We start from the raw sequence: 21,510 nt of genomic DNA on the forward strand, positions 1-21,510 counted from the left end.
ATGATAGTAACATTATCATGTTGCAAAAATATCATTTGTGATTAGGATCTCGAATAACGAATGATCAAGTGTTATATCTACCACATTTCCTCATTCTTTGTTGTCTATCCCACATTTATATAGGAAAGTTGAAAATGCAAGACTTAGCAAAATATATTGATCACACTTTACTTGCTGCGAATGCGACTGTCAGCGATATTACCAAACTGTGTACGGAAGCGGCAGAACACCATTTTGCATCGGTGTGCGTAAACACGGGTTATGTTCCTTTAGCCAGTGAACTTTTAAAAAACAGCGACGTTAAGGTTTGCTGTGTGGTAGGCTTCCCACTAGGTGCAGGCTTAACGGAAACCAAAGCATTTGAAGCTGCAGAAGCCGTACGCCGTGGTGCTGATGAAGTGGATATGGTTATCAACATTGGCATGCTCAAAAGTGGCGACTTAGACTTTGTTCGCAAAGACATTGAAGCGGTATTTGCTGCCTGTGGTAAAGCAACATTAAAAGTTATTTTAGAAAATTGCCTATTAACCGATGAAGAAATTACTCAAGTTTGTGAAATTTGCCGCACAATTAAAGTCGGTTTTGTGAAAACTTCAACAGGTTTCAGTACAATGGGCGCAACAGAACACCATGTCGCCCTGATGCGCAAAGTGGTTGGCGATGAAGTCGGTGTAAAAGCCTCTGGTGGTGTGCGTGACCGTGAAACCGCAATTAAAATGGTTAAAGCAGGCGCAAACCGTGTTGGTGCTAGTGCTAGCGTTGCCATTGTCACAGGCAATAACACCAAACCAAGTGACTATTAAGTGATGGGGCGCGGTCTAACCGCGCCAATTTTGTATATCATAAAAGGATCGTAGGGTGATAGAAACTAAACAAAAAGAACGCCTTCGTCGTTTAAGTGAATGTTTAAAACGCTCAGGCCGCATTCATTTAAAAGAAGCCGCTAGAATACTCGAAGTCTCAGAAATGACTATTCGACGAGATCTCAGCGCAGATACAGAAGGCCCCATCCCCATGTCACTGCTTGGTGGCTATATAGTTTCTGTTACCCAACCTGCTAATTTAGTCGCTAATGAACAACAAGCGGACGTGTTTACCCCAGATCAAACGGAAGAATTATATATCCCGAACCTTGCCGCTAGCATGGTGACAGAAGATGATGTGATCTTCTTTGATAATGGCATTGAAATGGCAACCCTGATCTCCCTCATTCCTGAAGAGATCAATTTTACGGGCATTTGTTATTCACATAACGTTTTTCTCGCTCTTAGCCAGAAAAAAAATGCCACTGCGCTATTATGTGGCGGGGAATATCGCCCTAAAAGTGATTCTTTTTACAACCCATCACTCCCTTCATTACTTGATTCAATCAACCCGAAAAAAGCCTTTATTTCAGCAGCTGGTGTGCATGGGAATTTTGGCGTAACTTGCTATAATCTCGATGATTTACCCATGAAGAAAAAAGCGATGGAAAAATCTATCCGTAAGATTTTACTCGCCCCTTATAACCTGTTTGATGAAGTCGCTACCGCCAATATGGGGGAATTATCACAATTTGATGTGATAGTCACAAACAGGCAACTTTCTGATGAATATGAGACATATTGTCGTAATGGCTTTGTGAAAGTAATTTATTAAAACCATCAATAGATTAAGCGGACAATATCTTGCCCGCTGACATTAGATCTTCACTGTCAAATAGTCTTCTGCGATTTCGCTCGCGGGGAACACAGCTTGGCATTCCGCAAGTAATTTTGGGATATCCTCACTCGTATAGCGACCACTCAAGTGAGTGGCAATAAACCGTTTAACGCCTGCCGCACGAGCTAGCTCAGCCGCTTGTACCGTAGTCGAGTGCCCTCGCTCATTAGCTTTTTCTGCAAACTCCGCTTCTAAGGTTGTTTCATGGATCATCACATCGGCATTTCTCGCGAGTTCCAACGCTTGCTCTGTCGGTTGCGTATCGCCAAAAATCGCAACGACTTTACCGGGAACGGGCTCACCGAGGTAATCAGCCCCATTGACTGTTCGGCCATCATCAAGAACTATCGTTTCCCCTGCCTTGAGTGCCTGCATCCAAGGGCCACGAGGAATATTATCATTGGCTAATTTCGCCGCGTCTAGTGCGCCACTTTTCGGATGTTCTTCAATACGATAGCCATAGCACTCCACACGGTGATCAAGGGCATAGGCCGTCACAATCAGCTCCCCATCGTCAAATAACAGGCCAGCTTCGATTTCCACTATCTCCAGTGGGTATGTCATATAAGACACACTCACGGTGAGTACCGTTTCAATATATTGTTTTAACCCTTTCGGCCCATAAACAATCAGTGGGTCTGTAGCTCCCCCCATAGAGCGGCTACATAACAAACCGGGTAAACCAAAAATATGGTCGCCATGTAAATGAGTAATAAAAATTTTCTCAATCTTGGGCGCTTTAAATGGGCTGTTTAAAATACGGTGCTGTGTCCCTTCACCACAATCAAATAACCAGTAGCTTTTACGGATGCCGACTAAATTTAATATCATACTGGTGACATTTCGCTCTTTTGTCGGCACACCAGCACTGGTTCCTAAAAATGTTAATTCCATAATGCCCTCATCTAATTTATTGTTTTTATTATGGTAAGATTTTTTCCAATAGAAAATTTATTTATTTTATTCATCTATTATTCAATATTTTCCAATTATAAATAAACGTCGGTTATTCCTGATTTTTCCAATATACAAATCCCTTTTCTGTATTAATCCAATTAATTCCCAAGCGTTTTTTACGCCGCATATTCCACAATACTAAAAATGAATATCCAATCTAGGAATATATTTAATGCTTTGCTCTAAAAAGAAATTTCCTGCCCCTTTGGCCTTATTGGTGGCGACATGTTCATTAACTATTATGCCAACATTGTCCAGCGATGCAAAAATGCTAACACCGGATGAACTCCCTCTTTTAGGTAGTCCTATCCCAAAACTAGAAAGTAACGATGGCGAACGTAACTTAGCGCAATACAGTAAAACTGCCGCATCATGGCTTGCAGAACAAAAAAATAGCCATGAAATCTCACAAATGGCACAAAGTTATCTCAGTAATCAAGCGGCTAATGCAGCAATAGAGGAAATTACCCATTGGCTCTCAAAAGCGGGTAATGTGAAAGTCAGTCTGAATTTTGATAAGCAATTATCACTTAAAAATAGTCATTTTGATTGGCTGATCCCTTGGTATCAACAAACTAATATGCTGTTATTTACCCAACACAGTATTCACAACACGGATGGGCGACTACAAAGCAATAATGGGATTGGTTTGCGCCATTTCAACGAGCAGAGCACTGTGGGTGTCAATGCATTCTTTGATCATGATCTTTCACATTATCACTCCCGGTTAGGCGTTGGCGCTGAATACTGGCAAGATTACTTAAAACTCAGCGCTAATACCTATTTTCCCGTTTCGTCATGGCGTAGTTCATCTGAGCTAACTCGCGCTTATGATGCACGTCCTGCGCGTGGGTGGGATGTACAAGCTCAGGGATGGCTACCGGCTTACCCGCAACTGGGGGCTAATCTTAAGTTTGAACAATATGTCGGTCATAATGTTGCTCTAATGGGGAAAAATAAACTTCAAGAAGACCCAACCGCAGCCACTTTAGGTGTAAATTGGACCCCTTTCACTCTTATCACCTTGGGTGCAGAGCACAAAATAAGCAGTGGATTACAAGATACCAGTGCCAAAGTGCAATTTAACTGGGCATTTGATAAGACTTTTATTGAGCAAATTGACCCTGCTAAAGTCGGTGAATCACGACGTGTTTCGGGTAACCGCCTTGACTTCGTCAATCGCAATAACAATATTGTTCTTGATTATCAAAAGAAAATAGCAATTCAATTGAAGCTCGCGGCAAAAATTCAAGGTGAAGCCGGACAAGAGTTGCCATTGGTGCAATCAATAACAACGCAATATCCACTGAAAAAAATTGTCTGGAATGCACCTGAATTACTCGCTGCCGGTGGTGTTATTAGCTCATCGGGTCAAAATGCTACCGTAAAATTACCCACTTATAAAACGGCATCAACACCATCAGAACGGGAAAGATTGAATCGTTATCGCTTAAGCGGTATTGCTTATGATATTCATGGCAATGCATCATCGACCACCGATACCCTCATTGAAGTGACCAGCAAAAACACCGCAACAACTAGCCAACCAGTGATACAAAGTCTTAACATCGTTCAGACAGCAGCATTGGCTAATGGTAAAGCAGCCAATATGATTACTGCCTATATCACCGACGCTCTAGGTAATCCCATCGCAGGAGAAACCGTTAATTTTAGCGCGACTCGTGGTAAAATTGACGCTCAAGGGGTGACAAATCAAACAGGAGTTATTGAAATGCCACTCACTAGTGTACACAGCGGAATTAGTAGAGTGACCGCAACAATAAATGGCCAAAGTGAAACCGTTACTGTTTATTTTATCAGCGGAACATTGAAAAAAATTGAGATCCTGAATACGCAATCGCCCCATGCAGGAGAAGAAACTGTTATGGCTCTCAGGTTAACCGATGTGAATGGTAATCCCGTTTCTGGCGCAGATGGGATCATCATGGTCAATATTGGCAATAAACAAGTTCCTGTCGAGATTGAAGAAAGTTCGGTTAATTTAGGTGAGTATAGCGGGTTACTTGCAGGGCAAATGTCCGGAGATTACACCATTAGCGCTTCTTTACATGGAAAAACGTCACCTAAACATAGGCTAACGGTGAATCCACCACTCACTATCAATGCGAAAAATTCTGATGGCAGCGGCCCTCAAGGTCAGTTAGGTGTCGTCGAAAACATCGAAATATCTGCATCGTCCACGCATAATGTCACCGTTGGCAGTGATGTGCTCATTACGGTCACTCTTAGCGATGCCTTTGGCAACACACTTGAGGGTATAAACCCTAAAAATATCGACCTTGGTCGTTATAACACTAATATCCTTGGTTGGTATGAAGAGAGTGATGGGGATTATTCTACCTACTTAACATTATTAACACCGGGTGATATTGATATTATTGCTTCTATCAATGGGCATTCTAGCTCTAAATTTACGGTGCCTGTGACACCTTAATTCTCCTTAAACTTTTCCCCCTCGTCTTTAGAGGGGGAAATAAAAAACACCGATTAATCAATAGATAATAATAACCATTCCTAACAATTCCATAATGCATATTTCCTTTCCGTTTAAATCCAATCAATTCACAAGCACTGAGCACTTTCTACCCTGAAAATAGCAATGTTAATATTGATATCAGGAATATGTTCGATGAATCTCCCTTCGTCAAAATTGAAGCCAAAGCAACCAAACCGCTTAGTACTCTCTACGGCTATTTGGTCAGTTGCCATTGCGCCAATCATGCCGAGTTATGCCAAAATGCTCAGTACAGACGATTTACCAACACTCGGTAGCAGTGCCACTCAATTTGAAGGAACCCAACCTGAAGATAGCACCGAGCATTTTTTAGCGGAATATGGGCAAAATGCGGCAAATTTCGCATCAAAAGAAAACAAAACAAAAAACCTCACGGATATGGCGCAAGATTACGCTCGCCATAAAGCCGCAAATATTGCGACTGATGAAATAACGCATTGGTTATCCAAAGCAGGTAATGCCAGGCTGAACATTAACCTAGATAAAAAATTGTCAATTAAGACTTCTCAATTAGATTGGTTAGTACCTTGGTATGACCAACCCGATTTATTGCTATTTTCCCAACATAGTATTCATCGCACTGATGGTCGATTGCAGACTAATAACGGCCTTGGATTACGTCATTTCCAGCAAAATAGCATGGTCGGAGTAAATGCTTTTTTTGATCATGATTTATCCCATTACCATTCGCGCTTAGGGTTTGGTGTGGAGTATGCTCAAGATTATGTTCGAATGAGTGCGAATAGCTATTTGGGGTTATCGACTTGGCGTAGTGCGTCCGAGTTAGCCTATGAGTATAATGCGCGTCCTGCTAACGGCTGGGATATTCAATTTGAAGGCTGGTTACCCACGTATGCTAATTTAGGTGCGAATCTCAAGCTGGAGCAATATTACGGTGATGATGTGGCTTTATTTGGTCAAAATGAACGCCAGAAAAACCCAATGGCAACAACTTTCGGCGTCAATTGGTCTCCATTTCCCCTCCTCGCGCTAAATGCAGAACATAAAATGGGCAGTAGCGGCGCAAATGAAACAAGTGCAAAAGTTGCGTTCAATTGGTTGTTAGGGAAAAGCTTAGCGCAACATCTTGATGCTTCAGCGGTAGAAGCCACTCGTCATATCGCCAGTAACCGCTATGATTTTGTTAACCGTAATAACAATATTGTATTGGAATACCAAAAGAAAACCTTAATTTCATTGTCATTACCGAAAGTTATTCAAGGCATAACAGGAGAAGAACTCTCGATTATCCGCAATTTATCCACTAAATACCCACTCGATAAAATAGTGATAGAAGCCCCTGAATTGATAGCGGCTGGGGGAGAAATTCACCTTAACGGTTTAGAGAGTTCAGTCAAACTACCGTCTTACAAAATTGCCAGCAACACAGTTAAAAACCCACAACTCAACCTTTATCGTTTAACAGTGACAGCTTATGACACCAATGGAAATGTTTCGCCACAAGCGGAAACGTTAATTGAGGTGACTAACACAGGCACTCTCACCATCAGCCATGCAAATACCGCCAAAAGAAACAATGCCGTTGCTGATGGTAAAGACACAAACACCTTTGCCGTCGTCATCAAAGATGCGCTTGGCCACCCAGTACCCAATGCGAAAGTCAACTTTACACTGCCTACAAGCCTTAAATCTAGCGATCAAAAAAACACAGGATACTATTCATTACTTAATCATTTTATGTGGAAGGCTCAGGCAGCAAAATCAGTTCCGGAACAATCCCATAGCATCATCGCTAACAGTAAAGGTGAAGCTTCCATTCAATTTACCAGTTTGGTATCAGGAAGTTATGCAATAAAAGCAAATATTGATCATGGTACAGAAATTAATGAAATGTATAACTTTAAATCCGATATTAGCCAGTCATTTATTGGTAGCATTGATATTATTCAAAATAATGCGGTGGCAGATGGGAGCAGTAAAAATACAATTAAATTACATATTGTGAATAATAACCGACAAAGCATCGCTGGTGCGCAGGTTCATTTTGCAGCCCTAAATGGCATTATCTCAACGGTTAACCTGACTGATGAATATGGATATACAGAATTAAAAGTCAGTAGTTTAGTTGAAGGTTCAATGGATGTCATTGCGACCCTAAATGGCGATAGTAGAACCATACAAGTCAACTTTCTAAGGAATGGATCTGCGATAAATATTCAGCCAAGCACAGGAACTCTTTTCAAATCTCCAATAAATGAGCAAAACAGACCTACACGCACACCGTTAAGTTTGCTAAGGCAGCTATTTCAAAAAATGGGATAACACTCTTCATAAGAAAATAGACGTAATTTAATTGTTCTTTCCGTGTCAAAAAATGCCCCTTAACAAAGGCACTTGAGCTTGTTGATAAGGGCATTTTTAATTTAACTAACTGAGTTTATGGCTTTATTGCATCACGACGAAATTTACTATCATACCCACCAAACAGCGTCTTTTATTCATACCTTTAAAAGCCATATTCCCGTGTGATTATCGCATTCATTTATAAGCTAATTAATTGTTTTTATTTAGGTAAGATTTATTCCCAAGCGCTAAAAAAACGGTCAAATCAGCGAGGAGATTATTTTTTAATGTTATCAATAAAAGCCACCTATTCCACACTTTTCCACCTTGCAAATTCAGCTTCTGTTTAAGTCAAACTAATTCACAAGCTCTTACCACTATAAGCATTCAACAATAGCCAAGTTAATATTGAAACTAGGAATGAATTGAATGAACCCCGCTACGTCAACCACAAAACCAACACTGAGACATAAAATCTCAAATGGCTTTGTCCTCTTTACCGCAATATGGTCTTCAGCCTTCATGCCGGTTATGCCAAGCTATGCAAAAATGCTCACCCCTGATGACCTTCCAACCCTGGGGAGTGACTCTGTACTCAGCAATAGCAATGATGATAAAACAGAGAAGTTTATTGCTGAATATAGCCAAAGCGCGGCACGTTTTATTTCTGATAAGAAAAAGGCCGCAGATCTTGCAGATATGGCACAAGACTTCGCTCGCAGTAAGGTCACAAACGCGGCAACTGATGAAATTAACAATTGGCTATCCAAAGCCGGTAATGCCAAATTCAGTGTTGATGTAGATAAAAAGTTATCCATTAAAAATACCCAATTAGATTGGTTAGTGCCTTGGTATGACAGTACCGATTTATTATTGTTTACCCAACATAATATTCATCGTACTGATGGCAGGTTGCAGACCAATAACGGTATTGGGGTTCGTCACTTTACTCCTGAGCGCATGATGGGCATTAATGCCTTTTTTGACCATGATTTATCTCGCTACCACTCTCGCTTAGGTTTCGGCGCCGAGTACGCACAAGATTTCTTAAAACTGAGTGCGAATACCTACTTACGAACATCAGCATGGCGTAGCGCTCCTGAATTAAATAATGACTACAATGCTCGCCCTGCTAATGGGTGGGATTTACACGCTGAGGGTTGGTTACCTTCTTATCCAAATATTGGCGGAAACCTTAAATTTGAACAGTATTTCGGCGACGATGTCACCTTATTCGGTAAAGAAAAACGCCAAAAAGACCCGCTCGCCACCACAGTTGGCGTTAATTGGACTCCGTTCTCCCTGATGACTTTAAGTGCAGAACATAAAATCAGCGGTGGATTAAGTGAAACCAATGCCAAAGTACAGTTCACGTGGGCACTGGGCAAAAGCCTCGCAGAGCAGCTTGACCCAAGCAAAGTGGGTGATGCTCGTCGCTTAATGGGCAGCCGCTATGATTTTGTGAATCGTAATAACAATATCGTACTGGAATACCAAAAGAAGACCCTGATAACCCTATCCTTACCATCAATAATCCAAGGGAAAACAGGGGAATTATTACCTTTAATTAATACCCTCAATACCAAATATCCATTAGATAAATTGACCGTACATGCACCTGAATTTTTAACCGCTGGGGGTGAAATCATTCTCGACGGTGCGTCTACAAGAATCAAATTGCCATCCTATCAAGTGGCAATGACCGAACAAGAAAGGAAGAAAATCAACCTTTACCGATTCACAATAACGGCATCTGACAGTAAAGGAAATATTTCACCACAAGCCACAACATTAGTTGAAGTCACAAACTCTGGCGTTTTATCAATTAGCCAAAGTGAGGTTATCAGGCAAGGAAACACAGTTGCCAATGGCCAAGATATTAATACCTTAACGGTTACGGCCAGAGATAGCTTAAATAATATCGCGCCAGACTCAACCGTGACCTTTATCCTGCCGGCTGACCTCAAATTGGTCACGCAAAAAGCCACGTCTTCAAGGATGGCGTTTAGCAATTTATTCAAAAAAATGCAGGCGGCAAAATCAACATCGCAAAATAAATATCAAGTTGTCACTAATATGAAAGGCGAGGCTTCAATTCAGTTCACCTCGCTAGTCACGGGTGAACACCGGATTCAAGCCGTAGCAAATGGTGGCGTTCCCATCGAAACCGCTTTTTTCTTTATTGCCGATACCCATCAAGCACATATTAATCATTTCAATGTTCTAAGTGATAATGCCGTTGCCGATGGTAAATCTAAAAATAAAATTCAATTCCATATTACCGATAACAACGCTCACCCAATTCAAGGTGCCATGCTGCAATTGGATGCGAAAAATGCACACACCACACAGTTAGCGCCAACAGATGAACAGGGTAACACTGAAGTAGAAGTTGACAGTCACGCCGCAGGCCCCGTAGAAATCACTGCAACACTGAACGAACAAAGCGCTACAGTAAAAGTACATTTTATCTTTGGCAAATTAGCCCATGTCAGCATTTTAGAACTCACGAAAGCTGAGGCTGGCACAGACAGTAGCATCGCCATTTTATTAACTGATATGCACGGTAATACCGTATCTGGAGCTGATGGTACTATAACAGTCAATATCGATGGTAAACCTACGCCAATAACCATTAGTGAAACCTTTCCTGGTAGCGGAGTTTATACCGGAAAATTACCAGGGCAACACACTGGTACACCAAGTATCACCGTTACTGTTGATGGGCAAACTTCCTCCCCAGAGACGTTAATTGTTGAGCAGCCAAAACCGATTTCGCCGAACAACTCGAACGGTACAGGTCAAAAAGGAGAAAAAGGGGTTATTGATAATATCACCATCACTCCAAACAAAACCCAGAGTTTACAATCAGGGGATACCCTTAATGTGACAGTAACCATCACCGATACCTTTGGCAATGGGTTATCAAACTTGAATACCGATAATATCGATATCGGTAAACACAAAGGTGACACGCTGACGTGGACGGATAATGGTGATGGCTCTTACACTACCACCTTGCCATTAACCGAAGTCGGCAACAATGACCTAACTGCCTCCATCAATGGCAGTACTAGCCCGAAAACAGACATTCAAGTCAATCATGCCACCGGAACAACCCATGTTGATAAGGTAAAAATCACTAAAATAGAAAAGCCTGCCGCAGGTATGGATAGCACTGTAACTATCGAGTTAACTGATAAATATGGTAACTCGGTTGTCGGGGAAAAAGAAATCACCATCAATATTAATGGTCAGCCTCACACTTTACCTACAACCGAAACATCACCGGGCATTTACCAAGTGATTATTGATGGACAACTCGCGGGCAACCATGATCTTTCCGCTGTCGTTAACGGGAAAAAATCCCCCAAAGAGTTGCTGATTATTGATAAGCCACAGCCTGTTAAGCCTAAAAATCCAAATGGTACAGGACAAAAAGGTGGGCAAGGCGTTATTGATAAAATAGAAATTACGACAGGCAATACGAACAATCTGCAATCTGGCGATAATCTTGAAATCACTGTGACCATTACCGATGCCTTTAACAACGGCTTAGCTGGCTTGAACACCAATAATATCGATATTGGTAAACATAAAGGTGATACGTTGGTATGGGTTGACAACGGTGATGGCTCTTACACCACCACCTTGCCACTCACCGAAGCCGGCAATAATGACCTCACCGCTTCCATTAATGGCTCTGCGAGTTCACAGAAACAAATCCAAGTGAGCAATGCCACAGGGAAAGACAAGGTCAGCAAAGTTGAAATCATCAAAACAGAAAAACCTGCCGCAGGTTCAAGCAGCATACTGACCGTCGAGTTAACCGATAAAAACAGCAACCCAGTGGTCGGTGAACAGGAAATAATTGTTGAGATTGATGGCAAGCTACACACCTTGCCAGTAAAAGAAGGGAAACCGGGTATTTATGAAGTCACACTGCCAGCACTGCAAGCAGGCCAACATAATATCCATGCGAGTGTAAATAGTACTGTATCAATCAAAGAAAGCTTGCTAGTTGAACAACCAAAACCGATATCCCCTAATAACTCTAACGGAACGGGTCAACAGGGTGAGAAAGGCGTTGTTGATAAGGTGGCGATCACACTTGATCACTCTAACCGTTTTGAATCCGGCAATTCCCTTGATATCACTGTAACAGTGACGGATGCCTTTGGTAACGGCTTGGTGGATTTAAACAGGGATAATATCGATATCGGTAAACACAAAGGGAGTACCTTAAACTGGGTGGATAATGGCGATGGCTCTTACACCACCACCCTGATCTTAACCGACGTTGGTAGCAATGATTTAACTGTTTCTGTCAATGGCACCCACAGCCCTCTAACTGAGGTACAGGTTAATAACGCTGTAGGAACTGTTCACGTTGATAAAGTAAAAATCATCAAAACAGAAAAACCGTCAGCAGGCACAAATAGTACTGCCACTATCGAATTAACCGACAAACATGGCAATCCCGTTATCGGGGAAAAAGAAATTACCATCAATGTTGATGGACAAACCCATAAGCTTCCAGCAAAAGAAGGAAAACCGGGTATTTACGAGGCGACACTACCCGCACTACAAGCAGGAAATCACAACATTAGCGCGAGTGTGAATGGTAAGGGCTCAACTGATACAACTTTAGTGGTTACCCCACCAACGCCAATTAAACCCAATAACACAGGTAAGCCGGGAGAAAAAGGCGTGGTCAATAGTATTGTCATGACAACGGGCAATACCGACAACTTACAATCTGGCAGTCAACTTGAAATCAGTGTGGCCATCACCGATGCCTTTGGTAACGGTTTAACAGCACTCAACACCAATAATATCAAACTTGAAGGATATAACGGCAAGCCAGTATGGAAAGATAACCGCGATGGTTCTTACAGCGCGACCATCACGTTAACTGAAGTTGGCGCGAAAGGTTTAGTTGCGTCAATTGATGGCAATAAAACTCCCGTAAAACCGATTCAAATCAATCTTGCCAAAGGAACAGACAAGGTCAGCAAAGTTGCAATTATCAAGACTGAGCAACCTGCCGCAGGTTCAAGCAGCATACTGGCAGTTCAATTAACCGATACACATGGCAACCCGGTAGTCGGTGAAACTGAAATTATCGTTAATATTGATAACAAACCCCACACTTTGCCAGCAAAAGAAGGGAAATCAGGTATTTATGAAGTCACACTGCCAGCTCTGCAAACCGGTAAATACGACATTCATGCAAGTGTGAATGGCCAAGGCTCCGTTAAAAATACTTTAGAAGTGAAAAAACCGGTCCCAGTTAGCTCGAATAATACAAGCGGAACAGGTAATAGTGGCGAACGAGGCGTTATCAATAACATTACCATGACAACAGGTGATATCACACATCTGCAATCAGGTGACAGTCTGAATATCACAGTGACCATAGTTGATGCATTTAATAATCCCTTAACCACTATCGATACCAGTAATATGATTCTGGATGGATATAAAGCGAGCTCGTTAAAATGGTTAGATAAAGGTAACGGCACTTACACGACTCCGTTACTGCTAACGCAAACAGGCTCTACTGATTTAACGGCTTCGATTAACGGCCATAAATCACAATTAATTTCCATTACCGTAAGTAATGCGATGGATATCAATAAAGTGGCTAATGTCGAACTGGAACCAATCACGCCGAGTGAAGCAGGTGAAAACCAAACTATCACAGTGAAAGTTACCGACAAGTATCAGCACCCCGTAACCACAATTGCTAACAACATTACCGTTAAGATTAATCAACAAGCTCAAATACTACAGTTTACAGAATCAGCATCCAACAAAGGGAGCTACACTGCCACATTACCTGTTGAAAAAATGGGAGATTATAATGTTGAAGTTAGTGCTAACAGCCAAAATACATCAAAAATTTGGCAAGTGAAAAAACCAGCAATTATTACTGTTAAAAATAACAATGGCAGTGGTACAGAAAATCAACGTGGCGTGGTAAAAACGGTTGAATTAACCTCATCACCAACCAAAGATTTAAAGTCTGGCGATTCATTACAACTAACCGTGACACTAAAAGATAACTTTGGTAATTACCTTGACGGTGTTGATGGTTCACATATCCAATTACAAAATCAGCAAGCTAAAACAATCAGTTGGTCAGACAACCGGAATGGAAATTATACCGCCATTTTACCACTAACTAACATTGGAGAAGATGACTTAGTCGCTACTGTTAATAGCCATGCCAGCCCACTAATTAGCATTAAAGTCGGCAATGCCACTGGTACGACTCAAATCAAACAGGTTGAAATCAAAAGCCTGACTAAACCAGCTGCCGGTGAAACAAGCTCCATCACGTTGGCACTCACTGATGCCAATAATCAATCCATTACAGGGATAGATAGTAACGCAGTTGTGTCTATCGATGGCGCTGAAGAGTTGCTGAAGATAGCAGAAACCAGCAGCAAAGGAACTTATACTGGCACACTTTCTGGCCAAAAAGCAGGCGTTCATAAAGTCATTGTCACTGTTGGTGGCGTTAAATCTGCTGAGTCAACCTTAACAGTCACCTCCCCGACAGCGCTAGCCAACAATAACAGTGGTAAAAAAGGTTCTCGCGGTATGGTCAACACTGCGACACTCACGGTTTCACCTAGCAAAGATTTAAAGTCTGGCGATACGTTAAAGCTAACTGTTACGTTAAAAGATGCCTTTGATAACTCGCTAACTGGCGTCGATTTAGGTCAATCACTCACCCATCACCAAAAAGGTAAAGTGACTTGGGTAGCACAAAAAGATGGAACCTATACGGCTAGCTTAGTCTTAACGCAATTGGGGCAAGATCACTTATTTATCACAGCAAATAAAATACAAAGCTCCACTGTTGTTATTGATGTCAAATCACAGTTAGGCAGTAATGCTATCCATAAAGTCGATATCATCGATGTCACACCAGCCGCCGCCGGTACAGGCAGCGAATTTACTGTGGCCTTAACGGATAAAAATGGCCACCCAGTTACTGGCATCAAAAGTGTCGATGTTAAAATAGGTCAACAACAGCTATCAAACGTTGCCGTTACCCAACAAGCAGATGGCCGCTATACCGGAAAATTACCGGGCCAACTGAGTGGTTCACACCCAGTGATTGTCACGACCAATAGCCAAGCATCAACGCCAAGACCACTACAAGTTGCAAAACCAGATACCGCCTTGGCAGCACCAAATGGTGGGGGAACAGCAGGAGCACGTGGTGTCGTCAATGAGGTCACACTGGCTGTAACACCAAATACTAACGTTAAATTAGGCGATAACTTACAACTGACCGTGACCTTAAAGGATAAGTTTGATAACCCACTTAAAGGCGTTACCAGTATCACTCTGCAACAAAATCAAGGCAGTACAGTGACATGGAGTGATAACAATAACGGCAGTTATACCACAACATTACCAGTAAAAGTGTTGGGAAGTGGTACGCTAAAAGCCATCGTTAACCAGAAAGAGAGTTCAACCGTAAACATTACGGTGGAAAACACCAACCAAGTCAATCAAGTAGATAAGGTTATCATTGACCCTATCGCCCAGTCAGAAGCCGGGAAAGCGGGCAATCTTACTGTAAAAATTCAAGATACCCATCAACAAGGTGTGACTCAGATAGCTAATGACATAAAAGTCACTATTAACGACAAATTAGCAGACCTCAAGTTCACTGAAATTAGCACCAAAGGCACTTACAGAGCGACGCTACCGGCAAGTAAAGCAGGCAGTTACACCGTTAAAGTCACGGCTAATAAAAAGGAAAACCAACAAAGTTGGGTCGTTAAGGCCGCCTCAATCATTAAGGCAACTCAAACTGATGGTTCAGGTAAAGCTGAAACGCAAGGCGTGGTTAAAACCGTTGAACTCAAGGCTTCAACAGTACAAAACCTCAAATCTGGCGATAAGCTCACCCTGACATTGACGCTGAAAGATGCGTTCGACAATACACTGACGGGTATTGCACTCGATAAAATCACCCTAACCCATAACCAAACAGGTAAGGTGACTTGGACTGAACAAAATAATGGGACTTATACCGCGAGTTTACTGTTAGACACGCTTGGGACAGATACACTAATTTCCACAGCGAATAGCGTGAATAGCCGGCCAATTAGCATCATTGTTAAAAAAGCAGAAGGCAGTAACAGCGTTAAACAAGTCGAAATCATCAATATCACACCAGCCGCCGCCGGTACAGGCAGCGAATTTACTGTGGCCTTAACGGATAAAAATGGCCACCCAGTTACTGGCATCAAAAGTGTCGATATTAAAATGGATCAGCAACAGCTATCAAACGTTGCCGTTACCCAACAAGCAGATGGTCGCTATATCGGAACATTACCGGGGCAATTGAGTGGTTCTCATCCCGTCATTATCACGGCCAATGGCTTGTCATCAACAGAAAAACCGTTCAATGTTGCAACTCCAGATACCGTCTTAGCAACTCAAAATGGCGGAGGAGCTAAAGGCACTCGTGGCGTGGTTAATGAGGTCACACTGGCTGTAACACCAAATACTAACGTCAAATCAGGCGATAACTTACAACTGACCATGACCTTAAAGGATAAGTTTAGTAACCCACTTAAAGGCGTTACCAGTATCACTCTACTACAAAATCAAGGCAGTACAGTGACATGGAGTGATAACAATAACGGCAGCTACACGGCACTATTACCGTTAAAAGTGCTGGGTAAAGCCCCATTAAAAGCAATTGTTAACAGTGTGAATAGCACATCAGTGAATATTACTGTCACAAATGCGGATCAGGTTACGCAGGTAAAAACGATCAATCTGGACTCGATCGACGCTTCCGCAGCAGGTCAAGCGAAAATCATCACAGTGAAAGCTAAAGATAGTCATGGCAATGGCGTTACTCAGATAGCTAATGACATTAAAGTCACTATCAACGACAAATTAGCAGACATCAAGTTCACTGAAACTAGCACCAAAGGCACTTACAGCGCGACGCTACCGGCAAGTAAAGCAGGCAGTTACACCGTTAAAGTCACGGCTAATAAATATACAGAGCAACAATCGTGGGCAGTAAGTCCAGCCACAACCATTAAAGCGAATAAAGCCGACGGCTCTGGCACAAAAGAGACCCTCGGAGTGGTTAAAACCGTTGAGCTCAAGGCTTCAACAGTACAAAACCTCAGATCTGGCGATAAGCTCACCCTGACATTGACGCTGAAAGATGCGGTCGACAATACACTGACGGGTATTGCACTCGATAAAATCACCCTAACCCATAACCAAACAGGTAATGTGACTTGGATTGATAACAAAGATGGGACTTATACCGCGAGTTTACTGTTAAACATGCTTGGTAACGATGAGCTAATAGCTACTGTCAATAATATCAATAGCCAAGCTCTTCCTATCCGAGTTGAAAAGGCCGTAGGCGGTAGCCATGTTGATAAAATTACAATCCTCGCGATACTTCCAACTATGGCAGGTGCAGAAAGCACATTGGCGGTCTCACTGACAGATGCAAACGGTCACTCTATTGACGGCATCAAAGAGGTAACGGCTAAAATCGGCAATAAAAACCCATCAGTAGTTCTCGTTTCTCAACAGCCGAATGGTAACTATGTTGGCACACTACCAGGTCAACAACAGGGTAAATACAGCCTTGTTGTCTCCGTCAATAATCACGATTCTGCCGCTAAAACATTGACTGTTGCAAAACCCACCACCCTTGTTGTCATCAATGGTAACGGTAGCGGTGCTAAGAACCAGCGTGGCGTAGTGGATGACCTGTTATTCACGACTGCCCCAACGGATAATCTTAAAACCAGTGATAAATTAAAGCTTACCGTGACCTTAAAAGACTATTTTGACAATCCGTTAAGGGGAATTGAGAGCAAAAGTATTGTCATCAATCATAAACAAACCAGTTCCGTCGTATGGAAAGACAATGCAGATGGCACTTATACCGCCGAGTTATTATTGAAAAAACAGGGTAAAGATACTCTAAAAGTAACAGTTAATAATAACAGTAAAGAAGTAAACATTAATGTTGGCTCACCAGAAGGTAAATCTGCCGTTCAAAACGTAAAATTAGACATTATTAACAGTAAGTTATCTGTGAATAATTCAGTTGAATTGAAATTAACACTAACTGATAGCCATGGTAATGGTGTTGAAAAGGTACAAACTAACGACATTCAAGTAGAACATAACAATGCTCTTGTCACTGCTCTGGTTTGGCAAGAAAAAAGTGCAGGTGTTTACATAGCCAGCCTCCCATTGCATAAACAAGGGAGAAACACCTTTGTCAGTCGAGTTAATAACCAAACAAATACACCAGTAACTATTGATGTCAGTGCGCTAGCGGGGCCAAAACACGTCAGCAAAGCTGAACTCAAAGCCAGCACCAATCAACTGACCGTTGGTAGTACAACCGAGCTGACACTCAAATTAACCGACCAATGGGATAATGGCATTGAAGGAATTAAAAATACCGATATCGTAATCCGTGATGCTCATACTCAAAAAGACCTTTCGGGTTTAATCTGGACATCAAAAGGAAACGGTATTTATACCACACCAGCCGTCATCTCAATTGCAGGTATTCACTCGCTGAGAGCTACTGTTAATAAAATACCAAGCACAAATGTCTTGATTGAAGTGAAGCCTTCAACAGACTCAAAACGAGTTCACAAAGTAACGCTAACGGCAACACCAAACGTGATCACCGCGGGTGATAACCTAACGTTGTCCTTAAAAGTGACTGATGCCGATAACAACCCAGTTATCAACCTCAACAATAGCGACATTGATAATACAAGCATTCCTAGCAAAGGACCAATAATTTGGAATGAAGATAAACATGGCTTAGGTATCTATACCACCACCATCATGTTCAGCGAAGTTAAAACACATACTCTGAGTGTAGGTATTGGTAAATTTACCGATAAAACCAATGTCACGGTCAATTCGCCAGTTGGTAAAGATGCAGTAAAAACAATCACTATCTCACCGATAGCTGACAGTGACGCAGGAGAATCATCATCGTTATCCATTAGTTTAACTGACCAATATGGCAATACCGTTAAGAATGTCAGTAGCAGTGATATCAAAATGAAAATTAACGATAAAGAGCAACACATTATCTTTATGGAAAAAAATGGACTAAATAAATATATCGCTCAACTTCCTGCATCCAAAGCGAACCGTTATAAGATAGCGATGGAAGTCAATGGCCTATCAAAAAGCATTGATTGGAACGTCAGAACACCAACAGAAATTTCGATTAGCTCTTATGATAAAGATGGTTTGCGTGGCTCATTAGATACCCTGTCTATCACCCACAATGCAAAAAATAATACAGTGGATTCCGCAGAGAAAGTCACCCTAACAGTAAGTTTAAAAGATAAGTTTGGTAACAAACTGACTGGAGCATCGTTAAACTTGAAATTATTGACAGACTTGCAATCGACCTCCATATGGAAAGAATTTAAAGGTGGTTTTTACTCTCAAGAACTCACTATGAACAAGCTACACAAGCAGTCTATTCAAGTTGCCGCAGATAACATACTCAGTGATAAACTTGAGCTAACCGTTGCCCCTGCCAAAGGGATAAGTAAGGTCCATAAAACCACTCTTGAAACCGATGTAGTAACCCTTAAAGGCGGTAATGAAGCGCTCTTGACATTAGCCTTAACGGATAGTGTTGATAATGGTGTTATTGGTATCAATACAAGCGATATTCAACTCACCAAAAATGATAAACCGATTAACGTAAAATGGCTTAACCCACAAGATGGCATCTATACCACCAAACAGCGGTTAGAAACGGTCGGTAATTACCAATTTAAAGCCACAGTCAATAATAAGCCAAGCCGTATACAAACCGTGGAAGCAACCTACCCAAGTGGTAAAGATGTGGTGAAAACAGCAACACTTACCACTAAGGCTACAACGCTTGATGCAGGTAAAAAAGTTGAATTAACGTTGGAACTGAAAGACCAATATAACAACTTGATCACTGGCGTCGATGGGGCAGATATTGCGTTAACCGATAGTCATACAGGAGAAACTATTGATAGCAGCAATATTGCTTGGAACATGAAATCGGTAGGCGTGTATAAAGCCATTTTACCATTAACTAAAGTGGGCAAACATATGCTAACTGCAACAGTTAATAGACAGAATGCCGATACCAAAGAAATCACGGTGACAGCCTTAAAAGGTGTTAGCAACGTTAAGGAAATTAAATTAACCAGTGCCGAAACTTCAATGAATGCAGGTGAAAGCACCACATTAACCCTCACCTTACTTGACAGATACGGTAATGAAGTCACCAATATTAAACCAACTGACATTCTGCTTAAGAATACCGATAGAGCGATTACCACCAAAGCACAGTGGACGAAAGCACCATCAAGCGAGGGTATTTATACGGCTAAAATCACGTTAGAGAAGGTTCAAAAACACACTTTATCGGTGGATGTAAATGGTCAGGTAAAAAATATCGAAATTGAGGTGAAACCACTGGAAGGTGCTAAAAATGTCGCGAAAGTTGAGCTAAGTATGTCGATAGCTCCCAAATTAGGTGCGAATGTCCCACTAACATTGCACCTCAAAGATAAGTTCGGCAATGGTGTTATTAATGTTACCAATCAAAACATTCAATTAACTAATGGTGGCCAAGCAGAAAATATTACTTGGGTTGAAGGCTCTCAAGGTCAATACACCACTAATTGGCAATCGACGAAAGTCGGTACCCATCAATTAGATGTGACCGTGAATAGTAACAGCTTGGCAAAACCAACCGAAATCATATTTACCGCCCCTCAGGGTGCAGAAAGTGTTGCAACCATTAAGATAGATACCCTAGATACCGCGGAAACTGGGGTTACGGTTACATTAACTCTCAAGCTACAAGATAAGTATGGTAACGGTATTATTGATATCAGTTCGAGTGACATTACTTTGTCGAGTGATAAGCAGACGTTATCATCATTAGTATGGAGTGATGATAAGCATGGGAACTATTCAGCCAGTGTTCAGTTTAACATTGGAGGACAGCATACATTAGCAGTGAATATCAATAATTCAGCCAAGACAGCAGAGAAAAAAGTGATTAATATCAAAGCAGGTGTCCCTGTTTTTGACAGCGGAAAAAGTGAGTTCTCTGTTGATACTGATTCAATTGAAGGTAATGGTAAAGACAAAGCGACAATAATGCTAAAACTCATCAATGAAAAAAGCATCCCTATCTCAGGTAAAAAACCCAAGCTCACCTCAAGTAGTGGAGTTCTTAATAACGCTGTTATGAAAGAAACCGCAACATTGGGTGTATATACCACATCTATATCAAGCTCAAAGGCAGAGAAAATAATAGTAACGCTTGACTCTAGTTCAATTGATCATATGGGCGCCGAACAGAAAACTGATATCTATTTCTATTCTTTCCAAGATATTAATTACCCTCGCACCACACTAATTGATAAGCAATATATTAATTTAACTTCAATAGATACAGATTATAAAAGTTACACATGGGAGAGTGAAGATCCCGATACGATAGACAATGATTCAGATATGTCACTTTATTTAAAGAGTAAACCAAGAGTTCAAAGAAACACCATAAAAGTAATTGCTAGACCGAGAAATAATAGCCATAAACTTAAGGCTATACGCGCAACGATAACAATAAAGAAATTTATCTACGCCTCAAGTGAGGAAACTTATAAGTTTGATGATCGAGATAACTTGTGCCGAGTAAAAGGTAATAGAATAGCTGAGTTCGCCGAACTAAAAGAGTTGTATACCCCCGAGCTAAGTACTTTCCAGCATTATCATGTGTACCATACAATATACTGGTACAAAAATAAAATGGCACTTCTTACTGGCAGCTCTATCGATGTGATAACCGATAATTACCTCCAAAATAAGTTGCCCTACCAATCACTTTGTGTTGTAAGTTATTAACCCCCACATCCCCGCTTCGGCGGGGATTTTTCTTTTACGACTTAGCAATA

At 41.5% G+C, this 21,510-nt stretch carries 6 protein-coding genes; 5 read left to right on the forward strand and 1 reads right to left on the reverse strand.

Features of this window, described 5'->3' with window-relative positions:
• Positions 1-134: 134 nt before the first annotated feature.
• On the forward strand, positions 135-803 hold the full coding sequence (gene deoC / locus PSE60_RS17285) for a deoxyribose-phosphate aldolase (RefSeq protein WP_272666237.1): 669 nt from the start codon (positions 135-137) through the stop codon (positions 801-803).
• A gap of 55 nt (positions 804-858) precedes the next feature.
• Complete coding sequence (gene deoR / locus PSE60_RS17290) at positions 859-1,638, forward strand: DNA-binding transcriptional repressor DeoR (protein ID WP_272666238.1); 780 nt, start codon at positions 859-861, stop codon at positions 1,636-1,638.
• Between the two features lie 42 nt (positions 1,639-1,680).
• Here the strand turns inward: deoR and rnz are convergent, their stop codons facing one another.
• Positions 1,681-2,595: a ribonuclease Z gene (gene rnz / locus PSE60_RS17295; protein WP_272666239.1), complete on the reverse strand. Its 915-nt coding sequence runs from the start codon at positions 2,593-2,595 to the stop codon at positions 1,681-1,683.
• A gap of 235 nt (positions 2,596-2,830) precedes the next feature.
• On the opposite strand from rnz, the gene PSE60_RS17300 reads away from it, so the two are divergent.
• From PSE60_RS17300 to PSE60_RS17310, 3 genes are all read left to right on the forward strand, one after another.
• Entirely contained in the window at positions 2,831-5,113 is a 2,283-nt protein-coding gene (locus tag PSE60_RS17300; protein WP_272666240.1) for an inverse autotransporter beta domain-containing protein, read from the forward strand.
• Positions 5,114-5,308: 195 nt separating this feature from the next.
• On the forward strand, positions 5,309-7,477 hold the full coding sequence (locus PSE60_RS17305) for an inverse autotransporter beta domain-containing protein (protein WP_272666241.1): 2,169 nt from the start codon (positions 5,309-5,311) through the stop codon (positions 7,475-7,477).
• Positions 7,478-7,927: 450 nt separating this feature from the next.
• The gene (locus tag PSE60_RS17310) at positions 7,928-21,460 is read left to right on the forward strand and encodes an Ig-like domain-containing protein (RefSeq protein ID WP_272666242.1); all 13,533 of its coding nucleotides are present in this window, start codon (positions 7,928-7,930) and stop codon (positions 21,458-21,460) included.
• Positions 21,461-21,510 lie beyond the last annotated feature (50 nt).

This window comes from Providencia sp. PROV174 (assembly GCF_028480685.1).
Lineage (GTDB): Bacteria > Pseudomonadota > Gammaproteobacteria > Enterobacterales > Enterobacteriaceae > Providencia > Providencia rettgeri.

Coding starts and splice junctions, on each gene's coding strand:
- PSE60_RS17300 (WP_272666240.1), top strand. CDS start 2,831: ATGCTTTGCTCTAAAAAGAAATTTCCTGCCCCTTTGGCCTTATTGGTG.
- deoC (WP_272666237.1), top strand. CDS start 135: ATGCAAGACTTAGCAAAATATATTGATCACACTTTACTTGCTGCGAAT.
- PSE60_RS17310 (WP_272666242.1), top strand. CDS start 7,928: ATGAACCCCGCTACGTCAACCACAAAACCAACACTGAGACATAAAATC.
- PSE60_RS17305 (WP_272666241.1), top strand. CDS start 5,309: ATGAATCTCCCTTCGTCAAAATTGAAGCCAAAGCAACCAAACCGCTTA.
- rnz (WP_272666239.1), bottom strand. CDS start 2,595: ATGGAATTAACATTTTTAGGAACCAGTGCTGGTGTGCCGACAAAAGAG.